Raw genomic sequence first — 23297 nt, 5'->3', positions numbered from 1 at the left:
TCCCTTCAAACTACAACATGCCATCGGTCACGAATTTTCGTTATCCAATCCTCACAGCTCACTTGCTCTGAGAAGGGAATTGCCGCTTTTACCCTGGTAAATTTGCGTCGTACGTAGTATCCCTGCCCAGGGGGCAGGACTTTTAGGCCACCAGCGGCGGCATTCGCTTCTGAATAGGGGATACGAAAGAACGATAAATCATTCGAATCCAGTGTTCCGAAAAGCATGCCGCTTTGACTTGCCTTAACATCATTAAACCAGTCCACACCAAAGGTTGGGAAATCAGATGGCACGCCCGAGAGCACGACATGCACGTTGCGATCACGTCCCAACCGCACAATGGCAGAAAGCTGATCCTTTATCGTAAAATCGTTCAATTGCTTGCTTAGCATATCCGCATCATCAATGACCAGCAGCAATTCGGGATCATTTCCGTCCTTGTTCCGCTGTTGAACGATATCATACATTTGCTGTATCAAAGGTCCAAGCTCTTCCTCGCTTTCAGCAGCAGCCTTGACATGAGGAAGATGTCGCAATCGCGATAATCCCCCGCCTCCATAGCGGGTATCAACCGTATAGACTTCCAATTGACTCGGCGATGTGTAATAAGCCAGCGAAATGATCCAGCTCATGAGGAAAGAGGTTTTCCCTCCCTCCATAGGACTGCCCACGATAAAATTAGGACCTTCCTTGAGATTCAGTAAGAAAGGCTCCAGATCGTCGCTCTGTAGCCCTACAGGCACCTCATAAGGAAGCGCGCCCGAAGGCCCGCTCGTCCCGTCCCACTGCTGAAGCAGTTCCGCCAACTGGATTCGCTCAGGCAACGGAAGAATGGCTGGGGCGTTTTTGCCCTTCCATTCCTGCACGATGCCCGCGATATTGCGGCGCAACCGTGCTGAACGTTCCGTTTCATCTTCTCCGGGTGAAGGCAACGCCGTCTGGAACTCCAGCGGCGGGATATGCCCTTTAACCAAAGCCCGGCCCGGAATTAAAGGCCCCGGTGTTTTGGCTGGTCGTCCTACCGCATAATAATAATCACTCGGGTCAGACATTTCAAAAGAAACGGCGTTCGGAATATTACTGCGGAACTTCTCAAACACATCAGTAATCCGATTCGCTGTAATAATAAATGTAATGCCGAGACTGCCACCTTCACGCAAAAGAGATTCCAGCAGCTCATTTTCATCTGGATAAGCATTACGGAAATTAAGGTAGCCGTCAATGACTACGATAATTTGCGGCACATCCTCAACAGCAGAATGTCGATAAGAGCTTATCGTTTTGACGCCAGCTTCGGAGATCATGTCCTTGCGCACAGCCACCAGCTTGAACAGATAACGGAACAACCGCTTGATCCGGTCGTCCTCCTCTGCCATCATCACAGCACCGATCTGGGGGAGTTCCCCAAAGTCACGCATCGTTCGACCCATATCAATGATATAACCGTTCCAACGGTTGGCATGAAAGCGTTGAGCCATCGACATCAGCATTGTCTGCAAAAAGGTTGTTTTACCCATGCCCGGCATACCGTACACTGCCCAATGACCATGATCCAGCGATGCATAAATCGGCTCCTGTCGCTGGTTCGGCAAATCATCAACCAGACCCATGACCGCCTTCAGCTCTTGAGGCGCTGTTGGACTGTCCGTTTCGGCGCATGGAGACAAATCAGTTAAATCCAGCAATTCAGGCAGCGGCGGAAGCCACGGCCCCTGAAGCCGTTCGATCCCTGCCTTGGCAGCTTCTTCTGCAATATAATCAATGAATATCTGGAGCTGTTTGGGAGCTTCTTCTCCTTTTAAGCCTGAGCTTGCCCGTTCGCCGCCAGTCAGCAGCGCTTCACGCTTGCCGTTCAGTCTAACCTCATGCACAGGCAGCGCAGAAGAAATATCGCTGTTGCCTACATACGGCGCACCGCTCCAGGCAAACTGCATCTCTTCAAACACCTCATCACTGCCGACCTGAAAATACCCTCGTCCTGGCTTCGTGATCCACGCGGCATTCGGTATTTTCAACATATCACGGCTGTCGCCTTCGCTCTGCACCCGTAAGCAGATACGGAACCTGGAGTTACTCCAGATTTTATCGTCCACCACGCCGGCAGGCTTTTGGGTCGCCAAAATCAGATGGACACCCAAGGTCCGCCCAATGGCAGCAATACTGATCAGCTCATCCATGAACTCGGGCTGATCCCGTTTTAATTGTGCAAATTCATCAATAATAATAACCAGATGAGGCAGCGGTTGTGCGTGCCGCTGCCGGAGCAATCTGTAATATTCATCAATATGCTGTAAATTGCCTGCATCGTTTAATATTTTCTGTCGGCGAACCAGTTCTGCTTTTAATGAAATTTTGGCGCGTTCGATCAGGTTATTGTCCAAATTCGTAATCGTGCCTACTACATGCGGCAAATTAACGAACGTATTGGACATACCGCCACCCTTGTAGTCAATCAGCATAAACGCAAGATCATGCGGGTGAAACTCAGCGGCAAGGGAGGCTACGATGGACTGAATAACCTCACTCTTCCCTGAACCTGTCGTACCCGCGATCAAGCCGTGGGGACCGTGTCCCTGACGCTCGATTTTATCATGCAGATTAATCATGATCTTCTTGCCGCCTGCCCGCACACCCATGGGTACAGGTAAGGTATCAGGATGGCGATTGCGCCGCCACCGTTCTGTCACGTCCAGTTCTTCCACACCCGCTACGCTCATCATATCGAACAGAGGCAGCACAGAGGGAATATCGGAAGCCGAGGAACGCTTCAAGCGAATAGGAGCCATATATCGTGCCAATGCATCTGCTTCCTCTCTCGACAGACGATCCGGTTTAAAGCTTTGCTGTTCAACCTCCGGTGACTCCGATTTGCGAGCATATACGCCCTGCTCCCTGGAAGCCTCCACGATAAGCTGACACTGCATCGGCAAAGCTTCCTTGCGAGAGGCCAGCACGATGGTACACGCATCAATTGCCCGTCCGTCCTCCAACAGCAACGGAAGCAGCGGCTCTTCCTCAATTAGCTGGCTATCTGATAAAACAACCACATAACACGGGACTTCCATCCCTTTTCCATTACGTTCGTTGCGGTTGTTTTTACGGCGGTTCAATCTGGCAAACAGAAAGTCGGCCAATTGATGGGCGCTGCTGCTGCGGTCTGACATCATCCGCCCAGTTCTGTCATCGTCCCACACATGCGGAAGCCAACGCATCCAATTCCACTCATTTTCTTCCCGTTCATCATAAAAGGAAGCGATTTTCACTTCATCCGGCGAGTGACGGACAGTCACCTGTGCCAGAATCACTCTTAATGCTGCAAGAGTATGCTCTCGCTCTCCAACCAAACCAACCACCTTGGATTGGAACAGCGGCAATGCAATGGAAGCAGCATCCACCAGACGAAACTCTTCCCCCAATTCATCCGCAGCTCCCAGCAACGGGTCTCGGTCATAGCCGTCCGGGCGCGGGATTTGCAGCTTGATATGAAACGGAACTTGTCCGGTTCCAATACGCACTTGCAAAAAATCCTCATCCTCCGGCGAACGCTCCCAGAGAGAGCTGTTACGGTTTTTGACGATTTGAGCGCAGATTTGCGGGTCACCGTGTATTTCATACAACGTACGAATTTGCTCTTCGCGTTTCAATTCAAGCTCTTCCCGATGCTTCTGGAGCTGTTCCCGGTACATCCGGTCACGTTCCTCCAGCTTGCGCTTGTATTCCTTCTTATTGTTCAAATACACGAAAAAAGGAATGGTATAGGATGTAAGCATCATGACCACAGTAACCATCTGGAACATCAGGTAGTTACTGTTGCCCATCTTGCCTGTTTTGCTCATATATACGTAAAAACCAATCGTTACCAACGTCATCATTAACGGAATAAGTATAGATATAATGGAAAAAGACGGCTTGCTCGGCTCAGCCGGAGGCCGTAAAATCTCCAGCTTCTCCTCTCGGAGCGCCGGTCTTAATCTCGGGGAGCGCTGGTATAATACATTCAAGACAAAAGTCCCCCTTTTCGCTTACTATTTCATTTTACCAAGGTTTCATATAATTTCATGTGTGTATTTACCCATTTTTTTCACTTTGAAACAGCGAACGCCGTCCATATACAGGAGCTTCGTCCCGGGTTGTCGAAAAAGCTCGCTGAATACGCACCGTACAGCCTTCCCGCAGGCCTGCTCCTATCAACAGCTGGTCGTCATCCACCCTGAACCAAAGCCCCTCCGGGAATTTTGCTTCCATAATATATTGCATTCCTTCCGCCGGAGGCTCACCAAAAATACGCACACCCAGCATCAGCTTCAAATGATCCACCGAGTATTCATCAGCCACCTCGATGTCAAACCACTCTGTTTCCTGTCGTCCCGAAAGCACGGTCAGGATCATCTGTCATCCCTCCCGATCCTTAATATATACAGTAAAGCTCACACAAAGAGCCTATTTTCTATGAAAATATGGCTATCGTAACTGTAGCATCCGTCTATTAGGCTGTCAATTTGTTACAAACTACCCACACGAGCTATCAAATCATGACTTTAGTTGTATTTTTATATCTTAAAAGAGTCATATGAATCAATAAACTATATTTTCAGAGTTTTGCAGAATTCGCATATACGTCATTTTGTCGATAGGTTAGAACCAAATTCGATTTGTTTGCCAGAGCATTGTGAACACTTTGTAAATTTTTCAGACCTTTATGTTTTTATAAGGTGTTTTTAAGGTAATTTTAAGAAACGGGCTCTACAATAAAGCCATGAAATAACTCAAGCGAGGTGATTTTTGTGAGAACATTAATTACATTTCAAAACAAACGTATTCCCGTATACTTCAACCAAGAAAACAAACAACCTGTACAAAAAACGCTAAAACTTCTAAGCAACACTTTGGAGAACAAAATCTCCAGAGGCAAGCGTGCCCTTCAAAAATGTCTTAACTCTTTGATCAGTATAGAAATTGTCGGTTGTGAAGCCATCTTGCATAGCGTTAGCGAAAATGATTCATTGGCACTGTCCCTCTACTAAGAGGGACTTTTTTTTGTTCCGAAATCATAGCAAAAAGGAGGGAGTGATTAAGCACCCTCTCCGTATCGGCGGCTTTGAAACATGATACATGTAACTAGCCGAACCTATCATTTTATAGAAATCTGCTTATAGTATTCTTCTGCGATAACCTTTTTTACCACCACGTTCCATCTTCTGCGCCTTCTCAATTCGTATTCTAAACAGTTCCAGTAAATTAGCGCGTGTATGCTCTTCCCGGCAGTTGTCCAGCTTTTTCAGGATAAAACGGTCAATGGACATATGACTCAGGCTCCTTTACAACATGCTGCCCTTTCTTTCCAAGGGAATGATCAGGTTATCCATTTTTAACCATTCTGCTTGTAGTTTAAACAAATAGGCACCCTGTTGGATAAAACAGGCAGGATTACATAACCTTTAAAAAGGGTAAATACATAAAGTTTCAAAGCATTGACCGCTTTAAATCTGGAAGCTATGAACAAGGAGCGAGCAGAAACTATGGAAAAGCAAAGATTGCCTAAAATAGGCTGGATATTTTTATACACTTTGTTGCTGCTGACAATTCTGTCTGCATGTAGCAGGGAAAAAGCCTCTACCCGCAGTATGGCCCAACATGAGGCTGAGGCCCGCGCCTACACTGTTACCGGGAATCCGAACCAGAATACGTCCTCCCTGGATGAACGAGCTGCCAATCGCACCCCTGTACATCAACAAGGCAGCAGTTATGTCGAAATATCAGGCTACGTAAGTATAGACAGGAAAACCGTAAAGGTCACAGGGCGCTCCAACCTCCCCGCCGGAGCGCGGATTAAGGGTAATCTCGCGGTCAAAAACTCCCTGCTCACCGGATACACGGACGAAGCAACTGTTCAAAAGGACGGAAGCTTTGTACTTCGTTTGCAACGGCCAGGCATACAGGGCAGCATGGATCTGACGGTTTTGTTCCGTCCGTCCGACCAAGACGACCCGATACGCAATCTTTACGGCAGCGGTGGTGAGCAATTGGAAGGCCCCTATGTATATCAATACGAAGAAAAGGAACAGCTTCGGCAAGAAGTCCGGATTGGCGCAGAGTTTGATCCTGAGCAGGAACAAAGCACCCCGCTGGTCAAGCCTGTCTGGAACAAACCAAAGGATTACGGTAGCCCCAAAGTGTGGATCAAGCCGGATGTGCAGCAGGAAGGCAACTATTATCATGTATATGCGCGCAGTAATTTGCTGGAAGGGTCAGATGTCAAGCTCACTATTGATTTCCCGGGACGCTGGCAGTTCGGTTATGACGACCAAACCAAAGTCATGCCTGACGGCTCTTTCAGTATGAGGGTCAAAAAACCGAGCCTGGCTAATCGTTACACCATGGTTATCATTTTCGAGCCCAATGAAGACATATGGGCGAATGCGAAACGAGTGTATGGAGCAAGCGGAGAGCATCTTTCCGGCACGCTAGTTAAATCCGCAGACGACAAGGAGGGCTCCAAACGGATTGAAGCCCGTATCCCTGTTCAACCCAAATCATAATTGGACAGCACATAGCTTGCAGGGTATTGCAACTTGTCGGTCACTAAGGCTGTATGGTGACCGGCGTGCCGATGCTAACCTTTTCCTGAAGCTCCAGCACATCCTTGTTCTGCATACGTATGCAACCATGCGACACCAGCTTGCCAATGGACCAAGGCGCATTGGTGCCGTGGATGCCATAATGCGGCTTGGACAGCCCCATCCAGAACGCTCCGAAGGGGCCGCCGGGATTAGGCTGTTTATTGATGATGGTAAATTGTCCGTGCGGTGTCTGTGTAGCGATTTTACCGATACCGACCGGATAACTAAGTACAGTCTGATCGCCATCTTTTAAATAGAGACGACGATCCGACAAACTCACCACAATACTATAATTTGGCATATACTCACCCCTCTACAGGATATGCCAACCACACCGCAGATTCTCTTGTGATTTTTACAAATAACCTTTCTTCATCCTCACCACTCCACATCACGTCTCCAGCCACTTCGATTACCGCCTCGGCCCTGATTTGTGCTTGAACGTTGATCCTTTTTCCGCCGATCTGCTTCTTTACGTGCCTGATACTCCAGCTCCCGCTGCATTTTGCGATAGTTGTTCACTCTGGATTCAGATAGCTCACCACGCTGCACAGCTTCCTCTACCGCACATCCCGCTTCACCCTGATGCTTGCAGTCTGCAAAACGGCAATTTTGTGCCATTTCCGTAATATCCGCGAAGGTATTGGCGACCCCGGTGGAATCATCCCACAGATTCAGTTCACGCATTCCCGGCGTATCCAGCAGAACGGCTTGCTTCAATATAGGGAACAACTGTCGGTGGGTTGTCGTATGACGCCCTCGACTGTCCTCTTCCCTCACATCCTGTGTAAGCTGTACTTCGGCACCGGACAGCCAGTTCACAATTGTTGATTTGCCGCTGCCGGATGAGCCTGTCAAGGCAACTGTGCGTCCGGGTTGAAGAAACGCCTCCAGTTGCTCTCTCCCTTCGTTTTGCAAGGCAGAAATGACGATGACTGGTACACCAGGGGCAACCCCCTCTGCTTCTGCCACCCGCTCTTCCACATCGGGACAAAGATCGCTTTTGCTCAACACAACGACCGGATCGACCCCGCTGTTCCACGCCATAATTAAATACCGCTCCAGCCTGCGCACATTAAAATCGTGATTTAGCGCATTGACGAGAAAGAGCGTATCTACATTTGTCGCAATCAATTGCTCCTTCGTCTCAAAGCCCGCAGCCTGCCGGGATATCCGACTTTTACGTGGCAGCACGGCATGAATGACTGCATCAGAGACTCCATCTGGCACGGTGACAGCCACCCAATCCCCCACAGCCGGCATTTCTGCCGGATCGACGATAGCATGTCTCAGCTTGCCGGAAGCAGCTCCCCAGCGTTCTCCATCCATAGTCATAAGCTTTACTTTTTGACCATAATCGGCAATCAGGCGGGCAGGGCGTACCTGTGTATTTTCTGCTCGTTCTTCAAAGCTTTGTTTCCATTGATCCCAAAAGCCGTTCCAGTAATCAGACCAGCCGTATTCATGTATACTCATTGTTTTCCTCCTGTGAATCATCGTTTATTGCTGATGTTTAAAGTTGATGTTTTTTTATTTTCGTGCTATTCGGTGTTTATAAATGTTCTCTCCCGCGAGCAAACAACGCAAAAAATCCGCAGGGAAACCCCTGCGGAGGGTGTATGATTCAGGCCGAGGCTATCCCAAGACCCTAATCATAAAAAAATCCGCAGGGAATCACTCCCTGCGGATTTCATCGGTTCTACTGCTCAACCGAATGCCATGTAAAAACTATACTTATTTCATATAGTCTTCAACTGTGCATCATCCGTGCGGGAGACAACGTCATACTGCTGCTGAACCAATCCATTCATGTTCGTACGCATATAACATCGCCTCCTCCTAAAATTTCCTTAATCATACAAGTCCACAATTCGTCTGTCAAGTCTGCCGCAAACCTTTTTTTTAAATCTTTTCAAGTTTCTTTTAGCGCACTTGATCCCAACGCGTCCACATCTCACGTGGATTCAATTCATACATTTCACGTTCCCTGTACATAAACTGATGCATAATCAGCTCACGCCGAATTGTAGCAAAATCCTCATGATACTGCTTAATCCACTCGTTTAGCTCACGTTCAGGATACACGCGGCCCGGCTCCAGCTTTTCTGCCAGCATGTGAAGCACAATCAGCTTTTTCTTGTATTGTGAGGGAATTTGACGCAGCTTGCCGTCCTTGGAAAAAAAATTACGCAAGACTGTCGCTTCCAGCGTTTCATTAACCTCTGACATCTCTTCCTCCCCCTCTCCTTTTTCAAAAATAAACCGCACTGTCGCCTCGGCATGCTGCCTGATCAGTTCAGGATTCAGTGTAAAATATACCGTATTCTTATCACGCCGCTCCTTGATTAACCCCGTTTCACGAAGCTTGGAAGCATGATGCGTGACAGTCGGTTGGGATAAATTCAGTTTTTCCGCCAACGCCTGACCATGCATCTCTCCACGTGACAAGAGCAGCAATATACGCATACGCGTAGGATCAGCAAGCGCTTTATGATAGTTGACCATTTTATCCAGTTGCATCGTTAACGCCTCTTTTCATCACTACATACTTTCCGTATATTTTCCGTGAAAAAATAAAATAAATACACAAAATAGATATATATCTAATTATATGATTGTTAAAAATAGTTGTCAATCGTATCATTCTTTTACTTCTTTCTGAAAACGGCTGGATATTGTGTACGCATTGCGGTAGGATGATATTACTTGACTTTTGTGCAGAGATTGCATATATTCATTTGTTTCGCCTTTTCAAATTTTTATGAATTAGCGCTTTGAAACGTCTACCATACTACTGCAAAACAGGCGCAACAGACCAATATCACGGGAGGTTCATCGAAATGCACGACGTAATCATTATTGGAGGCGGGCCTTGCGGGCTGTCCGCTGCAATCGAATGCAGCCGCAGAGGCTTGCAAACCGTCATTATCGAAAAAAGTAACATTGTTCACTCTATTTTTCTGTACCCGACGAACATGCAGTTTTTCAGCACGGCTGAACTGCTGGAAATTGGCGATGTTCCGTTCAGTACGCCTAACGACAAGCCTTATCGTCATGAAGCACTGGCGTATTACCGCAAGGTAACTGCACATTATAACCTGAACATCCGTCATTATGAGGAAGCAAAAACGATCACACGACAGGATGATGCTACATTTACTGTACATACGGTGAGTAAGCAGGGAATAGCCAAAACGTATTCGTCACGCTATGTCGTCGTGGCTACAGGATATTTTGATCATCCGAACTATTTGGGCATTCCCGGGGAACAATTAGATAAAGTTACTCATTATTTCAGTGAAGCCCATCCCTATACCGGCACGCGGGTCGCAATCATCGGCGGCAGCAATTCAGCGGTGGATGCAGCGATAGAACTCGTACGTGTCGGGGCTACCATTGACATGGTGTATCGCCGAACCGAACTGTCTGAATACATTAAGCCGTGGGTTCGTCCACTGTTCGACAGTATGGTGCAAAAAGGAAAAATTACGCTCCATCTGGGCGCGCGCATCACTGAAGTTCATCCAGATTATGTAGTGGTCACCCCGTTGGAGGCAGAAGCTTTCCGGCTCGAAAATGATTTTGTACTGGCACTGACCGGGTTTCACCCGGAACGGAAGCTACTGGAGTCTGTAGGTGTCCACATGGCTGAGGGTCTGGACAAACCGGAATATGATCCTTCCACGATGGAGACCAATATACCGGGTATATATGTGGCGGGTGTCATCGCTTCCGGCAGCAATGCCAATGAGGTGTTCATTGAAACAGGCCGCTGGCACGGTCGCCAAATCGCTGAACATATTCAAAGCTAAATGAACTAAGGAGAACACAGATATGGATTACAGTTCACTCATCCTGCTGGTACTGACTGGTCTTGGAATTGTCAGCGGCAACTCCACCATCACCATTGCCATGGTCGTACTACTGCTACTTCGGGTAACCCATTTTCATACTGCTTTCCCCTGGCTTGAAAAGTATGGATTGACGATCGGGATCATCATTCTGACCATTGGTGTGATGACCCCTCTGGCCAGCGGTAAAATCAGCATTAGCCAGGTGATAGAGTCCTTCCTTCACTGGAAGTCGCTGCTCGCTATTGCTATTGGCATCCTGGTAGCCTACCTTGGCGGCCGCGGAGTAACTCTGATGTCCGGACAGCCCATCATTGTGACGGGTTTGCTTATCGGAACCGTGATTGGTGTCGCCTTCTTCAAAGGCGTTCCTGTAGGGCCGCTCATCGCCGCCGGGCTGCTGTCACTGTTAATCGGACGCACCTAGACTTCCTCGCTTATCCTTCGTCTGTCGTTGGAAGATGCTGTCTATAAAAAACCTGAGCAATCTGCATGACGGGCTGAATTCAGTCTCGCTTTGTGTTATACTCTTATCGCATAATTTGGTAAATGCAGGAGGCTTGACCGATGTCCCGACAATTTGTAACGGAAGCTGTAATGGTTGCCATATATGGCCAACTGCTTACAACTCCCGCCCCTGTGGAATATATAGTACCTTACACGTCGCTGCTGGAGCTATACGAATTTCAGGATAGCACAGAGCCGCTCATGGATAATCCTGCGGACGATCAGCATGTGAAGCGAAAGGTAAGCGAACTGATCAGCTATTTTGAGGAACCTTTGAATCAGAAAAAAATCCGGCGCGCGCTTCAGATGCCCTGGGCCAAAAGCTTACCTATCCTGTTCGACGCTAACACCTCACTGATCGTCATTAATGCCGTCGACACTGCGCATTACGGAGAATATTTTGATCCAATCGAGACCGAACTGGTGCTAACAGCCCAACGTGAAGAATTACCCATTTTGACAGATCAACTGGACTGGATTCATCGCATTATTGAAGCTTCCGTACCTGTACATGTGTACGACATTGATGATTTTGATTTTGCGGTGGATGGTCCGATGCTTAACAACCCTTAACATGCAGCACACGCGTCCCAAGGACAACAAAACGGCGGAGTATCACACACAGGTTAATCCCCTGTAATGCGATACTCCGCCGCTTTTTCATGTCTCCAAACGGTTAACCTGCAAGCTATTTCTAACGTTAGAGCATTAAGACTGCTCTTCCTCGGCATACGTGTAAATAATGTCGTCATGTTCCTCCAGATACTTTACTTCCAGATGATGACCCTTCAAGTACCAGTAATCCTGGTCCTCCATATAAAACGTAATGCCAGCCGCTTCATGTTGTAGTACGGGGTGCTGCGGAGGCTCTACGGCAATTCCCAGAGAGAAGCCTGGATGTAACCCACCGCCAGAACTATAGCGGGCAAAAAAACGGATGGTATCTCCACGGTTCAGACCAAGCTCCTTGATGTACCACTGTGCCGCTGGTTCAGTTACCTGTATGCTCATGCGTTATGCTCATCTCCTTGTACAATTACGTCCTGTTAACTATATCATAGTATTCTTTAGAATGGCCACCAACTGCCCCTTACTCAAGTAAAAATCTCCAGCGAGCGATATACATTTTTTTGAAAAAGGTTTGACAATTCGCAAAAGACGGTGTTAAGATTCAAGCATACGAGATCCATTTTGAAATTAATTACCAATTTGAACGATTACTCATGGTCAGAATGAATCCAATTCGAAGAAGAAAGGAGTGTTCCCGGTGCTAAACATTCATCTCGCCTTTTACCCAACTCTACAAACACAACAACTTCATACCGGAGCATCTCCCCTGACGCATCCTTCGGAATTGGGCCATTCACGTTGTATGGTTTAATACGAGTGGCTGCCTGCGTTTGAGCAGTTTTTCAGTGGTGAGTGTGCTGAAAATACCTGCGCGCCATATGATATTGAGATTTAAGGCATATCGTCTGCGGACGGTATGCCTTTTTTGCGCCTGTTACCGGATTGAAGCTAGTGGTAGCAAGCCGTTATTGTTTATTCAAAATGGTACAACAACTCTCGCATGAGCTTTTCATGAAAGGATGGGATTCCTCTTGTTTTCGGTACTCAAAAATTTAAGCTGGTTTTTTAAAAGAGAACAAAGCCGGTACTCGATTGGGCTGTTTATGCTGATAGCCGTTGGCGTGCTGGAGCTGGCTCCGCCTCGGCTGCTAGGCAGCGCTATTGATGAGATCGTACGCGGTTCAATTTCATGGTCCTCGCTCTGGCATTATATTTTTTACATTTTAGGCATTCTTGCCGTCATCTACTACATTACGTACATATGGATGCACAAGCTGTTTGGGGGTGCCAATCTGGTGGAGCGCCTGTTGCGCACACGCTTTATGAACCATCTGCTGCGGATGACACCTCCATTTTTTGAACGCAATCGTACTGGTGACCTGATGGCTCGTGCTACGAACGACCTTCGTTCCGTGGCAAGTACTGCGGGCTTTGGCATGCTGACGCTAACTGACTCTACAGTTTACCTGAGCGTCGTGCTGGTCGCCATGGGCACCCTGATTAGCTGGAAGCTGACGCTGGCGGCGGTTCTGCCCCTTCCTTTTATCGCGCTGGCAATGAGCATTTACGGTAAAGCCGTTCACGAGCGTTACACGCTGGCACAGGATGCATTTGGCGATATGAACGACCAAGTGCTGGAATCCGTGGCAGGTATCCGGGTCATTCGCGCCTATGTACAGGAACGAATGGATGAAAAACGGTTCGCCGATATTACCGATGACGTATTTCGCAAAAATCTGGCGGTCGCCCGAATGGACGCTCTCTTCGAACCGACGATCCGCTTATGCGTAGGGCTTAGCTATGTGATCGGACTTGGCTATGGTATTTATCTGGTATTTCATAACGATATCACGCTGGGTGAACTGGTATCCTTTAACATGTATCTGGGGATGATGATTTGGCCGATGTTTGCCATTGGCGAACTGATCAACATTATGCAGCGCGGTAGCGCTTCCCTCGATCGGGTGAACGAAATTCTCCATGTGGAGCCGGACGTACAAGATGCAGCTCAGCCTGTAACGGTTAACCACCCCGAGTCCATTACGATGAAAGATGTTACCTTCCGCTATCCAACCTCATCTGTTGACAATCTGTTACATGTGAATTTGGAGCTGAAACGAGGGGAAACGCTGGGTGTCGTCGGCCGAACGGGCAGCGGGAAGTCCACCTTGCTCAAACAGCTACTGCATGAATACCCGACGGGTAGCGGTGACATTTTAATCTCTGGCACTCGGCTGGAGGACATTGCAGTTGAACAACTGCACAGTTGGATCGGCTACGTGCCACAGGAGCAAATTCTGTTTTCCAAATCAGTGCGTGAGAACATTCAGTTCGGTAAACCGCGTGCAGATGATGAAGACATCATGGAAGCGATCCGTACCGCAGCCTTCGATCAGGATTTAGGCACCTTGTCCGATGGACTGGATACACTTGTCGGAGAAAAAGGCATTGCCCTGTCCGGCGGCCAGAAGCAACGTGTTTCGCTGGCACGCGCCTTTATCGGCGATCCGGATATTCTGGTGCTAGACGATGCACTGTCCGCGGTTGATGCTCGAACAGAAGCACGTATTATTGATAATATCCGACGTAAACGCTCGGGTAAAACAACTCTGATCTCCACTCACCGTCTCTCGGCTGTAGAACATGCAGACCGGATCGTCGTGCTGGAGCAAGGACGCATTATTGAGGAAGGAACCCACGACGAGCTGCTTCAGACGGACGGATGGTACCGTCAACAGTTTGAACGGCAGCAAGTGGAATCTGTTCTGACCTCAGGGGAGGTATCCTAATGAAACCCAATATCGGCAAAAGGCTATTCCAGTATGCCCTGACGAGCAAAGCAGGCTTTATCGCCGCACTCATCGCGTTGGCTATCGGGGTAGCCGCTGAGCTGGCCGGACCCTTCATTGCCAAAACGATGATCGACGACCATATGCTCGCTATTGAAAAACCATTTTACGAGACAACTAGCGTGGACGGCACCGTAAGTTATGCCGGAACCCATTTTAAGCGTGAAGACCGCTTTGAGGCCGGGGAGCCCAAAGGGCGTGAAGCAAGGATTTTACAAGTTGGAAAATCCTTCGTATTTATTGATGGCTCGGTGCAGGTGGCTGACGGTAACCGCTCCTTTACGAACGGCACGCTGACGGTGACACGCGGCTCCGACACCTTTCGCTATGATGCCAAGGCTTTGACAGCCGATGAGCTGTATAGCTTTTACAAGCCGGAAATGCCCGGTATCTTTCAACTGATTGGCTGGTATTGCTTCTTTCTGGTCATTTCGATCTTTGCTGAATTTGGTAAAACCTACTGGCTGCAGTCCTCGGCCAACAAGGTTATTCAAAAGCTTCGGCTTGACCTCTACGCACATATTCAACGGTTGCCAGTTTACTTTTTTGACAATCTGCCCGCAGGCAAGGTCGTATCCCGTGTTACGAATGACACAGAAGCGGTAAAAGATTTATTCGTGGCCGTACTGTCGAACTTCACTTCAGGTATTGTGACGATGGCCGGTGTATATGTCGCACTCTTTTTGCTGGACTTCAGACTGGGCCTGATCTCTCTGTTCATTGTACCGCTGCTGATCTTGTGGATTGTACTGTACCGCAAAGTCGCCACCCGCTTTAATACGATCATTCGGTCCCGACTCAGTGAGATTAATGCAATTATCAACGAATCTATTCAAGGGATGTCCATTATTCGCGTGTTCCGGCACCAGAAACAAACGCAACATGAGTTTGAAGAACTGAACGATGATTATATGAAGCATCAGAATAAAATGCTGAATTTGAACGCCTTCACTTCACACAATCTGGTTAATGTGCTGAGAAATCTTGCCTTTGCCGTCGTGTTGTGGTATTTCGGAGCCGAGGCGCTTGGCACGACAGGCAGTGCTGTATCACTAGGCGTACTATACGCCTTCGTCGATGTACTGGGACGACTGTTCCAACCGATGACTGGTATGGTCAACCAGCTTGCGGTGCTGGATACTTCAATCGTATCCTCGGGACGAGTATTTGAACTGATGGATGAAACCGGAGAACAGGTAACAGACGGCACGATGCCGCGTTACAAAGGTCTGGTGGAGTTCGACGACGTAACCTTTGCCTACAAAAAGGATGATGTCCTTAAGCATATTTCCTTTACAGCACATCCCGGCCAAACAGTTGCACTCGTCGGACATACCGGATCGGGAAAAAGCTCGATTATTAACCTGCTGTTCCGGTTTTACGATCCGCAAAAAGGAACGATCACCATTGACGGAACCTCTGTCAAGGACATTCCGAAGCAGTGGTTACGCCATCATATGGGGATCGTTCTTCAAGATCCATATTTGTTTACAGGTACAGTAGCCTCCAATGTCAGTCTGGGAGATAGCCGGATTACCAGAGAACAGGTGAACAAAGCACTGTGTGATGTTGGGGCTGACAAACTGCTAGCCCACTTGCCACAAGGCTTTGACGAGCCAGTGATCGAAAAAGGAAGTACTTTATCAGCCGGGCAGCGTCAGCTCATTTCCTTCGCCCGCGCGTTGGCCTTTGATCCGGCGATTCTGATTCTCGATGAAGCTACTGCCAATATTGACACTGAAACCGAGGCGCTTATCCAATCTGCGCTGGAGGTGCTCAAGAAAGGGCGTACTACCTTCATCATTGCTCACCGTCTGTCGACCATCCGCAGTGCGGATCAAATTCTGGTGCTGCATCGGGGTGAGATTGTCGAACGCGGTAACCATGACGAACTCATGGCTCAGGGCGGTCGCTACTTCCAGATGTATCAGCTCCAGTCAGGAACAACGGCAACAGGTACAAATGCATTCTCTACTGCATCGTCGGAACAAGAAGCTTTGCTTGCAGAGCAAACTGCTGTAGCAGCAGGAGCTGCGACTTCTGGAAAAGCCGATACCCGAGCAGGTACCAGCTCCTTGCAAAAATCGGGCTCAGGTCAAAACGGACCTGGCTTGGCTGGAGGAAGCGCATAAAGCAAGCCCACAAAGCATGCATAAAAAACAGCAAGTCTCCTGATAAATACAATGGAGGCTTGCTGTTTTGCTTTATCTAAATATATGTTTTGTGTGTAGGCTACAAGTATTATTGGACTACCGAGACACCTGATCCTGTAGGAGGAAAAACGGTTCCCTCAACTGCCTTAATCGTAACTTTATATTTGCTGTCCACCAGGGTACTGGTGTGGGTATCCGTAATAACCTGGATATTCATTTCCCCCGGCTTTGGACTTGTCAACTTGTAGTAAATCACTGCATTGGCGTCATCTACATAGTCGATATGATCCACTTCAATACCGTAACCGGGATTGGGTGCCTGGAACCGGGTTAATGTTACCTTATTCTGTTGGTCATTCACCTTCTCTACGCTCATACTAATACCATTTTGCTGGCCCGGATCTGAAGGCTCAGCCGGATTTTCTGGAGTAGATTCAATCGGTTTATGATTTTGCACAAATTCGGATGCATTATAGACCATCTCTGCTGCCTCCATTCGGGTTACCTTACGTTCCGGATTAAAGTTGCTCTTTTCATCTAATTTTGCAATTTTGGTCAACAGCAGGAACTGAACCGCTTCGCTTGAATCTTGGTCCAGCTTCTTGCCATCCACCACATTAATGTACATGCGGACTGTTGGATATTCTCCGGTTGCACTAACCGCTTTATACAGTATATTCGCGAATTGTTCTCTTGTCATCTGAGTGCTTGGATCAATATCCGGTGACAAAGGAATTTGGTGTTGAGCCGCAATCCGGTAAGACTTGGCATACCATGCCGAAGACGGAATATTTGCGAAGGAACCCGTCGTGAAATCCGGCATAACCTGAAGATCCATCGCATTAACGACCAAATGCACCCCTTGTGCATACGTAAGTGATTGATCAGGCGCAAACTTATCCTTGGTAATACCCTGAATAATCCCTCTGTTCTGAAGCGAACTTACAATCTTCTCCTGCTCGGTTCCTTTTATATCACGAAAAGCAGAAGCTGACGTAGCCACTGCCAACGAACAGATCACGAGCAAAGCTGCTGTCACGCTTTTGTTTTTTTTCATGAGATGCACCTCCATATTTACTATGTTTCTTCTATACTTATCGACGTAATACTACCAACAAATGTTTCAGATACTCAAAAATTGATTGTAAAAAAGCTTACGATACTTACAGTTAGTGTAACCCGTTTAACTCTTTTCTGCTCACGTCCTAGGCTACATTCTAAGGATACTCACTTTGCGGGTATTCTTCCTCAGACCATTTGACTACATCCGATAAGGTGCTTTCAGACCAAGAAGTTGCAGCGTATGTGCCAAAATATCAGCGGTTTGTTCCGCCAACTGAATGCGCCACGGCCCACCATCGACAATCCGTTCCTTGGCGTAAAAGCGGTTGAACGCCTGCGCCGTATCCAGCGCAAACCTCGCGATAACCGAAGGTTCCAGTTGCCGAGCCGCACGTACCAGTTGTCCCTGATAACGAATCAGTTGCTTAAGCAGCGCCCAACCTGCATCCCCCAGCATTTCATCGGATGTATACGTTGAATCAGGTGCATGACGTTCCCCCGCGGGAACATCTATACTAGATCCAGCCACCGTACCAGTGCCAGCATGAGCTTTTTCCAAAAGACTACGTATACGTGCATGTGTGTATTGTACATAAGGGCCTGTCTCACCTTCAAAGGTTAACGCGTCTTCCAGTGAGAAATCCACTTCGTTCAGGCGGTTATTTTTTAAGTCGCCAAAAATGATCGCCCCAATGCCGACGTCCTCGGCTATTTCCTGTTGATCCTGTAAATCGGGATTCTTCTGGGTTATGATAGATCGAGCACGGGCTACTGCTTCATCCAGCACCTCCTCCAGCTTTACGACCTTGCCGCGTCTTGTGGACATTTTTTTACCTGCAAAGCGCATCAGACCAAACGGCACATGCTCACATTGCTCCGCCCACGTCTCTCCCGCACGCTTTAGTACCGCAAACACCTGACGGAAATGCAACTGCTGCTCTCCACCCACCACGTACAGCAACCGATCAGCTTTCATAACCTCATGACGATAGATCGCCGTAGCCAAATCACGTGTCGGGTAAATGGTAGTCCCATCCTTTTTCAAGATCAGACAAGGCGGCAGTCCTTTATCCTCCAAACGCACCACAAGCGCACCTTCACTTTCTTCCAGCAAACCTTTCGTCCTTAATTGGGCAACAACCGCCTGCATTTTATCATTGTAAAAGCTCTCTCCCAGCACATGGTCGAATGTAATGTTCAGACGCTGATACATGCGATCAAATTCACGCAGGCTGACTTCAACAAAAAACTCCCATAGCTGCTGAGCCTCGGTATCTCCATGCTCCAGACGGCGGAACCATTCTCGACCTTCGTCCTCCAAAGATGAGTCATGCACGGCTTCCTCATGAAAACGCACGTACAGCTTCAGAGATTCTCCAATCGGATCCTGCTGTAGCTGCTCCTCATTTCCCCATCTTTTATAAGCCGCAATTTGCTTACCAAACTGTGTTCCCCAATCCCCCAGATGATTCACACTAACCGGAATATACCCCATTTCTCCGAGAATGCGGTACAATGCAGCACCGATGACAGTAGAGCGAAGATGGCCGATACCAAACGGTTTGGCAATATTGGGCGAAGACATATCTATCACTATCCGCTGTCTGTGTCCGATATCTGGCTTGAAAAATTCGGGTTTGCTCAATTCAGCCAGCATGAGTGGAATATGAACAGAACGCCCCAGTGTTATATTTACATAGGCTCCTGATGCCGAAGCAGTCAGTCCTTCCTCACGATTTATTGCTTCCGCCAGTTCCAGTGCGATTTGCTGTGGAGACTTCCGAAACTTTTTAGCCAGCAAAAAACAGGGAAACGCCACATCTCCCCATTCCGGCTGTGGCGGTACCTCCAATAAAGATGAAATCTCCTTTTCCTCCAAGCCCGTATGGGCAGAAATAGCTTGAGCAGCGATCGACAGCAGCATAGCTTTCTCTCCTTTTTTCATTTAGAATCTAACAAAAAAAGCTCCCGCCTCTTGAATTATTCAAGAGACGAGAACTTCAATATCCCCGCGGTACCACTCTTCGTAAATCGGATTGTGCAATGAACTATGCATAATCGCCGATTTCACTCCAATGACAAATAACGGTGTCTACCGGGTTGATCTACTAACGGAATTCCGTGTTGGAACAACCGCCTCCCGGGTGCGCTTCACATCGGACCTCATACCGGCTTCCACCTTTTCCGGCTCGCTGTAATGATATGGCTCCCCTGCTACTCTCCCGTTCCAAGACGTTAATTCCCATCATTATACAAACCTATCCAGTGGAAAGCAATCTTTTATTTTCTGTTCAGGCGCTGACTCGATAATATGTAATTACACAGCCACCATTTGGCGACAAGCCTGAACACAACGGCGGCAGGCTTCTGCACATTGCTTGCAATGCTCATGGGCGTGCTTACCGCATTCAGCAGCACATACTTCACAGGCTTTGGCACACAACTCACAAATTTGCTCGGCAAATTCCGTTCCGCGTTCCAACATTTGAGCAGCAAACCCGCATATTTCTGCACATTCCCGGCTCACTCGAATACACTCGCGCAGCATAGCCAAATCATATTCCTTCAAGCTCGCCACGTAACAAACGTTGCAAGCGTTCATACATTCCAGGCAAGCATCTACGCATTGTTGGTATGAATGTTTCATAATACATTACCTCCCTGTTGTTGACCCTGCTGTATTATTACCCGCCGACAATTGAGATTAATCAACCGTTGTTCACGCTTTCATCAATGACCAGACAAGAAATCCCGACTTATGTAAGGAAGTGTACTATATTCCAACTCATCCGTGCAAGGGAATAAATCACACCTCTTCCTCGTGCCTACTACTGACTTGCACACCAGCAATCATTCCTCTATTGTAAAAAGAGTATGTCTAACATAGATCAAGGAGTGAGCATTGCAATGAATATATCTTCTGTAGAGGAGCATCGACTGGAGGCCCCGCAGCAGGTTAGCTGCATGGTTGTAACCGTCTCCGACACCCGTACCGTGGAGACAGATACCGGAGGACGACTACTGGTGGATTTGCTGGAAACGAACGGCTATCAGGTAGTCCGATATGTTATCGTCAAAGACGACTATGACGGCATCCGGCAGCTCGTATCCGAAGCCGCCGAACGCGATGACATTGAGGCTGTTCTTTTGACAGGCGGCACCGGTATTTCCCCGCGTGATACAACATATGAAGCCGTTTCCTCTCTGCTGGATAAGGAACTGCCCGGATTCGGGGAAATCTTCCGTTATTTAAGCTTTGCCGAGGATATTGGTTCAGCAGCGATATTGAGTCGTGCTGTGGCAGGCACCGTGGGCCGGACAGCCGTATTTTCTATGCCAGGCTCGCGTGGAGCCGTCCGTTTGGCGATGGAGCGCATCATTATACCTGAGCTGCGGCATGTCATGAGGGAAATTTACAAATAACACACAGATTTCCCTCCCACGCTCTGAAACACAAAGAGGCACCCCATCACTTTCAGGGTGCCTTCTTAAAGCTATTCCTTTTCTTCTACTTCCGGCTGCATATAGCTGTCGATCAGCTTTTGTTTCAGCCCCCATACCTTTTCACTGAGATTTACACGGTAAATTTCCGGGTTCAGCTTCCGCAAATATTCCGGCCAGAACAGTTGCAGCTGGGAAGTATGGTATGCGCGAATTTCATCCAGCCCGGGAAGCTCATACACTTTCTGCCCATTTACGAAAATAGGCTCCAGCATCGGAACTGCTTCGTAATTTTCCACATACTTCTTCATATACGGATGCAGCGGGTTAAAGAGCTTCAGCCGCTTTCCATTGCGCGGACGATCTTCGTCCGGAAAAGAAATATAATCGGCGACAGCTCTCCCTTTCTTCTTATCTATAATACGATATACATCCTTCTTGCCCGGTGTGGATACCTTTTCCGGATTGCCCGAAATTTTAATCGTCGGCAGCATTTCGCCTTCTACTTCCCGCTCGACCAGCTTGTACACCCCGCCCAGTGAAGGTTGATCCGAAGCTGTAATGAGCTGTGTTCCCACACCCCATACATCAATACGCGCACCTTGGGCCTTTAAGTTAAAAATTGTATTTTCATCCAAATCATTGGAGGCTACAATTTGTACGTAATCCAAGCCTTCGGCATCCAGCATTTCTCGCGCCTGAATGGACAAATAAGCTAAGTCACCACTATCCAAACGGATCGACTTCATGCGTTTGCCCTGACTCTCCAGCATCTTCGCTGTCCGAATCGCATGGGGAACACCGCTCTCCAGCGTATCAAAGGTGTCCACCAGCAGTGTGACCTGATCCGGTAAAACCTTCGCATACACGTCAAAAGCCTCCTGCTCGCTCATAAAGGTCTGCACCCAGGAATGAGCATGCGTTCCCTTGGTCGGAATACCAAAGTGCTCACCTGCCAGCATATTAGAAGTTGCGTCAAAGCCCGCTACATAAGCTGCCCGGGCTCCCCAAATCGCCGCATCTGCTTCCTGCGCCCGCCGTGTGCCAAATTCCAGCAGCGTATCGCCGCTTGCCACCTGCTTAATGCGCGACGCCTTCGTCGCAATCAGCGTCTGGTAGTTCATAAAATTCAACAACGCTGTCTCAACCAGTTGTGTTTCCATAATCGTTCCTTCGACGCGTACCAGAGGCTCATTTGGAAAAACAAGCGCCCCTTCTTTCATCGAATGAACGGTTCCGCCAAACCTAAACTGTCGCAATGCCTCCAGAAACATGGGATCATACTTCTCCTCTTGCTCTGAGAGGTAACGGATATCCTCTTCTGTAAAGCGCAGATTTGCAATATAATTCACAATGCGTTCCAGACCTGCGAACACCGCATATCCGTTGCCAAAAGGCAGCTTGCGAAAATATGCCTCAAACACAGCTTTGCGCTGGTGACTTCCGTTCACCCAGTGGGCGTACATCATATTAATTTGATATTTATCTGTATGTAATGCGAGGCTCGTTGACTGCATCGTAATCATCCTCTCTGACTGTCCCCGGTTTGGCAGCGGCGTACCGCCTTGTCCATCCGTATGCACCCATATCCAACTCCATTCTGTTATCGGATATTGGTGCACAATCGTTAAGTTATTTACTTCTTCTGGCGTAAAATCGTATCCTCAGCCGACCATACGTCGGCTCCGAGACTGCCCTGAAAATGACCCAAAGCCCAATCATGTCCAGCCTGATTAAAGCTTGCCACAGCGTCCTTGTATACCGTAATCGCAAAGCCTTTGTTATAAGCGTCTAAAGCCGTATGCAGTACACATATATCCGTGCACACACCGATCAAATGAACTTCCGTAATACCACGTTCACGCAACCTGAGTTCCAGATCCGTGCCAGCGAAGGCGCTGTATCGTGTTTTGTCCATCCAATAGATGGAATCCCTCTGTTTCGTATAGAGATTATGGAGCTTGCCATACAAATCTCGTCCCTCGGTTCCACGAATATTATGCGGAGGAAACAGCTTGCTTTCCGGGTGATAAAGGTCATTTTCCTCATGCAGATCCACTGCCATTACGACAAAGTCTCCTTGATCTACATATGCCTGCGTTATAGCTGCCATCCGGTCATCCAGCTCAACTGCCGGTTGGCCTACAGGCAGACTACCGTCCACAAAATCATTCGTGTAATCAATAACAATCAACGCCTTCATCGTACAGCCAGCTCCTTCATCCTCAAATTGGGGATTGTGCG

At 48.1% G+C, this 23297-nt stretch carries 20 protein-coding genes and 1 other annotated feature; of the genes, 8 read left to right on the top strand and 12 right to left on the bottom strand.

Annotation, left to right across the window (positions count from 1 at the left end):
* Window positions 1-5: 5 nt before the first annotated feature.
* Together essC and AC0WRU_RS10280 are read right to left on the bottom strand one after the other, a co-directional pair.
* The gene (gene essC, locus AC0WRU_RS10285) at window positions 6-4001 is read right to left on the bottom strand and encodes a type VII secretion protein EssC (protein WP_476128191.1); all 3996 of its coding nucleotides are present in this window, start codon (window positions 3999-4001) and stop codon (window positions 6-8) included.
* 67 nt (window positions 4002-4068) lie between these two features.
* On the bottom strand, window positions 4069-4389 hold the full coding sequence (locus AC0WRU_RS10280) for a hypothetical protein (protein WP_025685030.1): 321 nt from the start codon (window positions 4387-4389) through the stop codon (window positions 4069-4071).
* 395 nt (window positions 4390-4784) lie between these two features.
* Between AC0WRU_RS10280 and AC0WRU_RS10275 the strand changes: the two genes are divergently transcribed.
* Window positions 4785-5024, top strand: a complete 240-nt coding sequence (locus AC0WRU_RS10275; RefSeq protein ID WP_081473730.1) for a hypothetical protein — start codon at window positions 4785-4787, stop codon at window positions 5022-5024.
* Window positions 5025-5150: 126 nt separating this feature from the next.
* Here AC0WRU_RS10275 and AC0WRU_RS10270 read toward each other — a convergent pair whose 3' ends face one another.
* Window positions 5151-5303: a hypothetical protein gene (locus AC0WRU_RS10270; RefSeq protein WP_162833918.1), complete on the bottom strand. Its 153-nt coding sequence runs from the start codon at window positions 5301-5303 to the stop codon at window positions 5151-5153.
* 216 nt (window positions 5304-5519) lie between these two features.
* On the opposite strand from AC0WRU_RS10270, the gene AC0WRU_RS10265 reads away from it, so the two are divergent.
* Window positions 5520-6539, top strand: coding sequence for a flagellar motor protein MotB (locus AC0WRU_RS10265; protein ID WP_476128190.1), 1020 nt, complete (start codon window positions 5520-5522; stop codon window positions 6537-6539).
* A 43-nt stretch (window positions 6540-6582) separates the two neighbouring features.
* On the opposite strand, the gene AC0WRU_RS10260 is transcribed toward AC0WRU_RS10265, so the two are convergent.
* The 3 genes from AC0WRU_RS10260 to AC0WRU_RS10250 form a co-directional block, all read right to left on the bottom strand.
* Window positions 6583-6921 (bottom strand): L,D-transpeptidase, encoded by a 339-nt coding sequence (locus AC0WRU_RS10260; RefSeq protein ID WP_431089324.1) that lies wholly within the window; start codon window positions 6919-6921, stop codon window positions 6583-6585.
* Between the two features lie 77 nt (window positions 6922-6998).
* Window positions 6999-8096 carry a ribosome small subunit-dependent GTPase A gene (rsgA, locus tag AC0WRU_RS10255; RefSeq protein WP_476128189.1) on the bottom strand — a complete coding sequence of 366 codons (1098 nt, stop codon included), beginning with the start codon at window positions 8094-8096 and terminating at the stop codon, window positions 6999-7001.
* 447 nt (window positions 8097-8543) lie between these two features.
* Complete coding sequence (locus AC0WRU_RS10250) at window positions 8544-9140, bottom strand: DUF2087 domain-containing protein (RefSeq protein WP_025685026.1); 597 nt, start codon at window positions 9138-9140, stop codon at window positions 8544-8546.
* Window positions 9141-9460: 320 nt separating this feature from the next.
* On the opposite strand from AC0WRU_RS10250, the gene AC0WRU_RS10245 reads away from it, so the two are divergent.
* From AC0WRU_RS10245 to AC0WRU_RS10235, 3 genes are all read left to right on the top strand, one after another.
* A complete protein-coding gene (locus AC0WRU_RS10245) occupies window positions 9461-10432 on the top strand; it encodes a YpdA family putative bacillithiol disulfide reductase (RefSeq protein WP_025685025.1) in 972 nt (323 codons plus the stop codon).
* A 22-nt stretch (window positions 10433-10454) separates the two neighbouring features.
* Window positions 10455-10898 (top strand): DUF441 domain-containing protein, encoded by a 444-nt coding sequence (locus AC0WRU_RS10240; protein ID WP_025685024.1) that lies wholly within the window; start codon window positions 10455-10457, stop codon window positions 10896-10898.
* Window positions 10899-11038: 140 nt separating this feature from the next.
* Window positions 11039-11551, top strand: a complete 513-nt coding sequence (locus AC0WRU_RS10235; protein ID WP_430044383.1) for an ADP-heptose synthase — start codon at window positions 11039-11041, stop codon at window positions 11549-11551.
* A 135-nt stretch (window positions 11552-11686) separates the two neighbouring features.
* On the opposite strand, the gene AC0WRU_RS10230 is transcribed toward AC0WRU_RS10235, so the two are convergent.
* Complete coding sequence (locus AC0WRU_RS10230) at window positions 11687-11989, bottom strand: HesB/YadR/YfhF family protein (protein ID WP_014281172.1); 303 nt, start codon at window positions 11987-11989, stop codon at window positions 11687-11689.
* Window positions 11990-12579: 590 nt separating this feature from the next.
* Here AC0WRU_RS10230 and AC0WRU_RS10225 point away from each other — a divergent pair.
* Window positions 12580-14337 (top strand): ABC transporter ATP-binding protein, encoded by a 1758-nt coding sequence (locus AC0WRU_RS10225; protein ID WP_476128188.1) that lies wholly within the window; start codon window positions 12580-12582, stop codon window positions 14335-14337.
* Entirely contained in the window at window positions 14337-16529 is a 2193-nt protein-coding gene (locus AC0WRU_RS10220; protein WP_476128187.1) for an ABC transporter ATP-binding protein, read from the top strand. The genes AC0WRU_RS10225 and AC0WRU_RS10220 overlap by 1 nt, the downstream gene beginning before the upstream one ends.
* 109 nt (window positions 16530-16638) lie before the next feature.
* Here the strand turns inward: AC0WRU_RS10220 and AC0WRU_RS10215 are convergent, their stop codons facing one another.
* From AC0WRU_RS10215 to AC0WRU_RS10205, 3 genes are all read right to left on the bottom strand, one after another.
* Window positions 16639-17607, bottom strand: coding sequence for an S-layer homology domain-containing protein (locus AC0WRU_RS10215; RefSeq protein ID WP_476128186.1), 969 nt, complete (start codon window positions 17605-17607; stop codon window positions 16639-16641).
* A gap of 204 nt (window positions 17608-17811) precedes the next feature.
* On the bottom strand, window positions 17812-19536 hold the full coding sequence (gene argS / locus AC0WRU_RS10210; RefSeq protein WP_476128185.1) for an arginine--tRNA ligase: 1725 nt from the start codon (window positions 19534-19536) through the stop codon (window positions 17812-17814).
* Between the two features lie 60 nt (window positions 19537-19596).
* Window positions 19597-19851: a binding site (T-box leader), on the bottom strand.
* Window positions 19852-19929: 78 nt separating this feature from the next.
* The gene (locus AC0WRU_RS10205; protein WP_025685018.1) at window positions 19930-20259 is read right to left on the bottom strand and encodes a four-helix bundle copper-binding protein; all 330 of its coding nucleotides are present in this window, start codon (window positions 20257-20259) and stop codon (window positions 19930-19932) included.
* Between the two features lie 260 nt (window positions 20260-20519).
* On the opposite strand from AC0WRU_RS10205, the gene AC0WRU_RS10200 reads away from it, so the two are divergent.
* Window positions 20520-21035 (top strand): MogA/MoaB family molybdenum cofactor biosynthesis protein, encoded by a 516-nt coding sequence (locus AC0WRU_RS10200; RefSeq protein ID WP_476128184.1) that lies wholly within the window; start codon window positions 20520-20522, stop codon window positions 21033-21035.
* A 71-nt stretch (window positions 21036-21106) separates the two neighbouring features.
* Here AC0WRU_RS10200 and AC0WRU_RS10195 read toward each other — a convergent pair whose 3' ends face one another.
* Both AC0WRU_RS10195 and AC0WRU_RS10190 read right to left on the bottom strand, forming a co-directional pair.
* Entirely contained in the window at window positions 21107-22570 is a 1464-nt protein-coding gene (locus AC0WRU_RS10195) for a nicotinate phosphoribosyltransferase (RefSeq protein WP_476128613.1), read from the bottom strand.
* Between the two features lie 119 nt (window positions 22571-22689).
* Window positions 22690-23256 (bottom strand): cysteine hydrolase family protein, encoded by a 567-nt coding sequence (locus AC0WRU_RS10190; RefSeq protein WP_476128183.1) that lies wholly within the window; start codon window positions 23254-23256, stop codon window positions 22690-22692.
* Window positions 23257-23297 lie beyond the last annotated feature (41 nt).

The organism is Paenibacillus sp. 1-8, from assembly GCF_056316205.1.
This window is presented reverse-complemented; position numbering and strand designations above follow the sequence as displayed.

Bases quoted from the DNA above. Each gene is read 5' to 3' on its own strand.
- AC0WRU_RS10200 (WP_476128184.1), top strand. From the start codon at position 20,520: ATGAATATATCTTCTGTAGAGGAGCATCGACTGGAGGCCCCGCAGCAG.
- AC0WRU_RS10265 (WP_476128190.1), top strand. From the start codon at position 5,520: ATGGAAAAGCAAAGATTGCCTAAAATAGGCTGGATATTTTTATACACT.
- argS (WP_476128185.1), bottom strand. From the start codon at position 19,536: ATGCTGCTGTCGATCGCTGCTCAAGCTATTTCTGCCCATACGGGCTTG.
- AC0WRU_RS10190 (WP_476128183.1), bottom strand. From the start codon at position 23,256: ATGAAGGCGTTGATTGTTATTGATTACACGAATGATTTTGTGGACGGT.
- AC0WRU_RS10250 (WP_025685026.1), bottom strand. From the start codon at position 9,140: ATGCAACTGGATAAAATGGTCAACTATCATAAAGCGCTTGCTGATCCT.
- AC0WRU_RS10215 (WP_476128186.1), bottom strand. From the start codon at position 17,607: ATGAAAAAAAACAAAAGCGTGACAGCAGCTTTGCTCGTGATCTGTTCG.
- AC0WRU_RS10270 (WP_162833918.1), bottom strand. From the start codon at position 5,303: ATGTCCATTGACCGTTTTATCCTGAAAAAGCTGGACAACTGCCGGGAA.
- AC0WRU_RS10205 (WP_025685018.1), bottom strand. From the start codon at position 20,259: ATGAAACATTCATACCAACAATGCGTAGATGCTTGCCTGGAATGTATG.
- AC0WRU_RS10195 (WP_476128613.1), bottom strand. From the start codon at position 22,570: ATGCAGTCAACGAGCCTCGCATTACATACAGATAAATATCAAATTAAT.
- AC0WRU_RS10260 (WP_431089324.1), bottom strand. From the start codon at position 6,921: ATGCCAAATTATAGTATTGTGGTGAGTTTGTCGGATCGTCGTCTCTAT.
- AC0WRU_RS10240 (WP_025685024.1), top strand. From the start codon at position 10,455: ATGGATTACAGTTCACTCATCCTGCTGGTACTGACTGGTCTTGGAATT.
- rsgA (WP_476128189.1), bottom strand. From the start codon at position 8,096: ATGAGTATACATGAATACGGCTGGTCTGATTACTGGAACGGCTTTTGG.
- AC0WRU_RS10220 (WP_476128187.1), top strand. From the start codon at position 14,337: ATGAAACCCAATATCGGCAAAAGGCTATTCCAGTATGCCCTGACGAGC.
- AC0WRU_RS10245 (WP_025685025.1), top strand. From the start codon at position 9,461: ATGCACGACGTAATCATTATTGGAGGCGGGCCTTGCGGGCTGTCCGCT.
- AC0WRU_RS10280 (WP_025685030.1), bottom strand. From the start codon at position 4,389: ATGATCCTGACCGTGCTTTCGGGACGACAGGAAACAGAGTGGTTTGAC.
- AC0WRU_RS10230 (WP_014281172.1), bottom strand. From the start codon at position 11,989: ATGAGCATACAGGTAACTGAACCAGCGGCACAGTGGTACATCAAGGAG.
- AC0WRU_RS10235 (WP_430044383.1), top strand. From the start codon at position 11,039: ATGTCCCGACAATTTGTAACGGAAGCTGTAATGGTTGCCATATATGGC.